The sequence below is a fragment of the Archangium sp. genome (assembly GCF_036389735.1).
Taxonomy (GTDB): domain Bacteria; phylum Myxococcota; class Myxococcia; order Myxococcales; family Myxococcaceae; genus Archangium.
This window is the reverse complement of the sequence record NZ_DASVWK010000184.1, coordinates 1-5,228: the sequence shown is the minus strand read 5'-3', so window position 1 is coordinate 5,228 and position 5,228 is coordinate 1. Positions and strand designations below refer to the sequence as shown.

Below are 5,228 nucleotides of genomic sequence, written 5' to 3'. Positions count from 1 at the left end.
GCTCAGCGCGGCCAGTGCAGGAGCTTCCCGTTGTCGCCCACCACCCAGAGGTCCGCCGGGCTGGTGCCGGCGATGTCCCAGAGCGGGGCCCCGGTATTCAACCCGGGCAGAGCGCTCCAGGCGCTCCCATCGTACCGGTAGACCCTTCCGTTCCCCGTGGTGACGTAGACGGAGCTCGTGCCGAAGGCCACCACCGAGTACAGGTCCCCTCCCGGCCCCGAGTGCTTGCTCCACGCCGTCCCATTCCAGCGGAGGACGGAGTTGCTCTCGCCGACGGCGTAGGCGAGCTTCGGGTTCACCACCCAGACGCCCTGGAGTTGGTCCTCCACCACGCCCGAGAGGTTCTGGACGAACTCGGTCTGCCAGTCGTCCTGGGCCGGCTTGAAGCGGTAGATGCGAGGCTCGCCCGGGTCCCTCGTGGTGGGCTGGAAGCCACCCACCGCGAAGAGCACGTCACGCGAGACACCATGCACGTCCCAGAGGGGGCCCAGCGTGGTGTCACCGCTGTTGAGCGCGGAGCCGTCCCACCACATGGCCCGCCCCTCATTGGCGTTGCCGCGACTGAAGCCCACGAAGTGGAACTCGGTTCCGCCACCCGTCTGGGGCACTCCGACGATGCCGTGGACATCGGTGTTCGTGATGGTGAGCCCGGGGGTGCAGCTCGTGGCGGCGGCGCCGTGGTACGCGCTGAGCTGGTTGAGGCCGCCCAGGTACGCCGTCCCGCTCTGGGGATCCGCCCAGAGGCCGTACCAGTCTCCCGCGCACCGCGCGTCGAAGTTCTGGAACGTCGTCTGCCCCGGTGCGCGGTGGCGCAGGCGGCTGCCGAGTCCGGTGAGCCACACGCCCCCGTCACCCCATACGGTCACCGAGCGCCAGTCATCCGTGTTCGCCGTGGACCGGTCCACCCAGGTCGCGCCGCCCGTCGGGCACACGCCGTCCTCGTCCTCCGTGCCGTCGCAGTCGTTGTCCGCCTGGTCGCACAGCTCGCCCATGTCCCCATGCGCGAACGGGTTGCCGTCGTCGCAGTCGCCGGCCTGGGGGACGTGCCCCGGGTTCGGCGCGCAGGTCAGCACCCCCGCGTCCGCCCTGCCGTGCTGGTCGAGGTCGTCATCCGGGTAGTAGCTCGTGGGCGGGGTGACGTAGTCGCACCGGGTGCCGCCATCCGCCGCACACGCCCGCGCGCCCGTGCAACCCAGGCCCGGATCGCATCCCGCGCCCACGTTGAAGCTCTCGTCCGTGGTGCCGTCGCAGTCGTTGTCCTGGGAGTCGCAGATCTCCGGCGCGCTCATGTACACGTTCGCCCGGGTGTCGTCGCAGTCGTTCGCGTTGGTGACGTGGCCAGGGCGGGTGGGCTCGCAGCTCGACACCCCCGCGTCCGCCGCGCCGCGCGTGTCCTGGTCATTGTCCGGGTAGAGCACGACGGGCGTCGGGCTGTTGCACAGCACCCCCGCGTCCGCCGCGTTGCAGGCGAGCTTCCCGCCGCAGCCCCCCGCCCCCGTGCAGGCGTTGCCCACGCCCAGCCCCTCGTCCGCGGTGGCGTCACAGTCGTCGTCCACCGTGTTGCAGAGTTCGGTAGCGCCCGTGTAGCGCCGCTTGTTGGTGTCGTCGCAGTCCAGGTCGTTGGGCACATAGCCCGTCGGTTGCTTGCAGCTCGTCTGGCTCGTGCTCTTCGGGTCGCCCTGGCCGTCCCCGTCCGAGTCGCGGCGCCACTGGTCCGGCCTGGCCACGCACGTACGCGCGCCCTGGGCATCGCAGGTCCACGCGCCCTTGCACCCATCCGTCGTGTCACACAGGGCCCCCACCTCGAGGCCCTCGTCTGGCCGCTCGTCGCAGTTGTCGTCCCGCCCGTTGCACAGCTCCCGCGCGCCGGGGTGCGCCTCGCCACGGCGGTCGTCGCAGTCGTGGCCACCCGTGTCCCGGGCCACGTACCCGTCCTGGTCCGCATCGGTGCCCGACAGCTTCAGCTCCAGCTCCGTCACCGCGGCCTTGTCCACCTTCACCACTCCGGTGGCGGTGCTCACCGGCGAGCCCGTGCACTCCACCTCGAAGGCCTGCGCCGTCAGCAGCAGCGAGGGGCCCCAGCCGGCTTCCCGGAAGGCGGCCACCGTCACGCTGCCTCCGGTGACCGCGCCCTTTCCCTCGAGCTGCGTCGTGCGCTCCTCGCCCGCGCCCCCCTCGTCCTTCACCCCCACCCGGATGCAGCCCGGCTTGAAGCCCGAGTAGGAGACGGTGAGCTTCACCGCGCCCTCATGGCCTTTTTGACAGCCGATGAGGGTCAGGAGGCCAATGAGGAGCACGAGGCGCTGGAGCATGGCGGCGCCATTCTAGCCTCCCCCTACCGGATGCGCGGGTAGTCCGAGTGCACCACGGTCAGGCGCTCGTCCTCGGCGAGACTCGCCGGGGTGATGAGTTCCAACTCCAGCGGCACCTTCCCGCTGTAGCGCTCCCGCAGGGCCGACTCCAGTCGCTTCACGTTCAGTGTGCCCAGGCGCTCCAGCTTCCCGTAGTCCACGCCCGCGGCCCGCGTGTACGCCTTGCGCGCCAGCTCCGAGCAGTACATCGCCTCGTCCCCCCAGCCGAAGCGCCAGTCGTAGGGCTTGCCCAGGTGCCGCTTCGCCTCCGCCACGGCCGCCTCGCGCTTGTCCTCCGGGAGCTGCTCGGGCCGCAGCACCAGGATGCGCCCGTTCACCCCGCGCGCCTTCCACCGGGCGAAGGGCACCCGCTTCACCGGCTGCACCGCCTCCACCACGTACACCCCCTGGGGTGTCACCTCCACCAGCCCCACGTGTGACAGCGGGCTGTCCGTCGCCGCCTGGATGGCCGCCGACTGCCGCGAGCGCGAGGTGTGGAAGACCAGGTCGCCCGTCTTCAGCGTGCCCTCGAGGGACCGTGGCTCCGCTGCCGCGGTGTGGGCCAGGAGCGACAGGGAGAGCAGCGAAAGCTTCAGCCAACGCATTGAAAACCCAGGTCTTTCCGGCGCGAGCCCCGCGCCGACCGGCTTTCACTGCAGGGCGGGTGCCAGCCTCGTCCCAGAGGCCGGTTCCTGTCGCCCCATCCGGCCCACTATCCTCGGGGTGGAGAGGGGGGACCCCGCTCGTCGGGAGGGCACTCGGTTCGAGCGGCCGTCTTCGGCTCCTCTCCGGGAGGAGACATCCATGTTCTACGGCGCGGGTTTCGCAGGTGAGGTGCAGGGCGGTTTCGTCCACGCGGTGCAGGTGACGCTGGACCACAGCATCTTCCGTGACAGCCACGCGGTGCAGCGGGCCATCCGGCGCGCGCAGGAGGTGGTGCTCCGCTTCGGCATCACGCCGGGTGAGCTGACGCGCTTCTACCCCATCAAGGAGACGCTCGGCGTCATCTTCGAGCCGCTCGAGCACGCGCATCAGCGCGGCACGCTCTTCCGGGTGGGCGGCGAGATGTTCACCGCCATGTTCCCGTACCAGGCCAGGATCCTGTCGTTGGCGAACGAGACGCCACGGACGCGCGACCTGATGCGCCGGATGAGCGCGCTCTACACGATGGCCAACCGGGGAGCGGGCGTCGGCTCCATCCGGGTGGACGAGCAGCCTGACCGGCTCATCGTGGTGGAGAACACCCCTTACGAGTGCCTCTTCCACGAGGGGCTCTTCGCGGGCGTGGCGCGCTACTGCGGAGAGAGCTGGAACGTCGCGCAGACCGAGTGCCGCCACCGGGGCGCTACCGCCTGCCGCTACGAGATGACGCTCAAGTAGCGGGAGGCTCCCGAGTGGCTGTCCCTCACGGCTTGCTCAAGGGCACCTCGAGGCGCGAGTGATACTTGCCGTGCAGACTCTCGAAGAGGGTGAGCCGGTCCACCCGCGCCTCGCCCCACTTCTCGCCCTGGAGCGCACGCACGCACTCGGCCAGCTCCCGGTCGCCTCGGGGCACCTTCGCCCGCGCCAGCGTGAGGTGCGCGGTGTAGTCGCGGTGCTCGGGCTCGAAGCCCAGGGGCTTCAGCGCCGCCGCCACGTCCGCCTGGAGCGCTCCCAGTGCCTTCGTCTCCCCGCCCACGCCGGCCCATAGCACCCGGGGGTGCCCCGGCGAGCCGAAGCCCCCCCCGCCCTCGATGGTCAGCACCAGCGGCGCGTGCAGGGGACCCACCCGGGTGAGGGCTTCCGACAGGGCGGGCACCCGTTCCGCCTCCACCTCTCCGAGGAAGCTCAGCGTGAGGTGCAGGTTCGTGGGGGGCACCCAGCGTGCCCGGGGCGCCAGGCCCTTGAGCTTCGGAAGGGCGGCCAGGGCCTGGTGCTCGATGGTTTCTCCGAGCGTCACGGCGACGAAGAGGCGCATCGCGTCATCCCTCCACCGGCCGCCCCGCCCGACGGCGCGGCCAGAGTGCATAGCCCCAGAAGGGCAGGAAGAGGAGCAGCTCCACTCCCACCACGTACAGGCCCCGCGCGGAGAGCATTCCCGCGCCGATGGGCGCCACGGGGATGGGGCGCCACGGGAGGAAATAGCGGGCCTGGGTGAAGGGCCAGAGCAGAGCCGCGCCCAGGCCCCCGGTGGTCATCGCGTCCAGCAGGCCGTGGCTGCCCACGGCCACGAAGGCGAGCAGTCCCGCCTTGAGCGCCGGCCCCCGCGCCAGGCGCGTCCCGGCCGCCCCCCCCAGCGCCACCAGCCCCGCGAGGAGGAGGGAGTGGGAGGCCCCTCGGTGCCCCCACGGCGCCGCGTATGGAATCCTCAGCACGAAGGCGATGACGTCCGCGTCCGGCAGCATGGCCAGCGTGGACAGCCACAGCATGGCGGCGGCGACACGTCTCGGTGGCGCCGCCCCCGCGCCCATGCGTCCGAGTGCCATTCCCACCGCCACGTGTCCGAAGCTCGCCATGCGGCGCCCGAGGATAGCCCACACCCCGTCTGGAGAATGCCCGGAGGGTGGACTACTCTTCCGGTTCCGTGCTCCCCGAGTCACTTGTCGACGATATCCTCCGCCAGCGGCTCGACGCGCAGCGTGTCCGCATGGGGCGCTGGGTGTACCGCTTCCGCACGCTGGGGGCCCTCGGGTGGCTCGGCTGCGCCTGGGCCTTCGATTGGTCCGCGCCCCTCGTGGGCCTGGCGGTGTACGTGCTGTTCGCGGCTGCCCTCTGGGCCGGCGGACGCTTCCTGCCGCTGCTCCGCCACCGGCCGGACCTCGGCGTGCTGCTGCTCGACATGCCCGCCGTCTTCTTCATCCAGGCCCCCGCCGCGGCCTCGTCCTCCAATGGCCAGGT

The 5,228-nt window shown here is 71.3% G+C and carries 5 protein-coding genes and 1 pseudogene; 2 read left to right on the top strand and 4 right to left on the bottom strand.

Annotated elements, in window-relative coordinates; all coding sequences use genetic code 11:
- Positions 1 to 2: 2 nt before the first annotated feature.
- Together VF794_RS06860 and VF794_RS06855 are read right to left on the bottom strand one after the other, a co-directional pair.
- Positions 3 to 2,312, bottom strand: coding sequence for a putative metal-binding motif-containing protein (locus tag VF794_RS06860; protein WP_331108380.1), 2,310 nt, complete (start codon positions 2,310 to 2,312; stop codon positions 3 to 5).
- A gap of 23 nt (positions 2,313 to 2,335) precedes the next feature.
- Positions 2,336 to 2,956, bottom strand: a complete 621-nt coding sequence (locus VF794_RS06855) for a YiiX/YebB-like N1pC/P60 family cysteine hydrolase (RefSeq protein WP_331108379.1) — start codon at positions 2,954 to 2,956, stop codon at positions 2,336 to 2,338.
- Positions 2,957 to 3,155: 199 nt separating this feature from the next.
- Here VF794_RS06855 and VF794_RS06850 point away from each other — a divergent pair, with 199 nt between their 5' ends.
- On the top strand, positions 3,156 to 3,731 hold the full coding sequence (locus VF794_RS06850) for a V4R domain-containing protein (RefSeq protein WP_331108378.1): 576 nt from the start codon (positions 3,156 to 3,158) through the stop codon (positions 3,729 to 3,731).
- A 25-nt stretch (positions 3,732 to 3,756) separates the two neighbouring features.
- On the opposite strand, the gene thpR is transcribed toward VF794_RS06850, so the two are convergent.
- Both thpR and VF794_RS06840 read right to left on the bottom strand, forming a co-directional pair.
- Positions 3,757 to 4,308: an RNA 2',3'-cyclic phosphodiesterase gene (gene thpR, locus VF794_RS06845; RefSeq protein WP_331108377.1), complete on the bottom strand. Its 552-nt coding sequence runs from the start codon at positions 4,306 to 4,308 to the stop codon at positions 3,757 to 3,759.
- Positions 4,309 to 4,312: 4 nt separating this feature from the next.
- A complete protein-coding gene (locus VF794_RS06840; RefSeq protein ID WP_331108376.1) occupies positions 4,313 to 4,846 on the bottom strand; it encodes a metal-dependent hydrolase in 534 nt (177 codons plus the stop codon).
- Between the two features lie 47 nt (positions 4,847 to 4,893).
- On the opposite strand from VF794_RS06840, the pseudogene VF794_RS06835 reads away from it, so the two are divergent.
- Positions 4,894 to 5,228 (top strand): annotated as a pseudogene (locus tag VF794_RS06835) (adenylate/guanylate cyclase domain-containing protein); the annotation flags it as partial.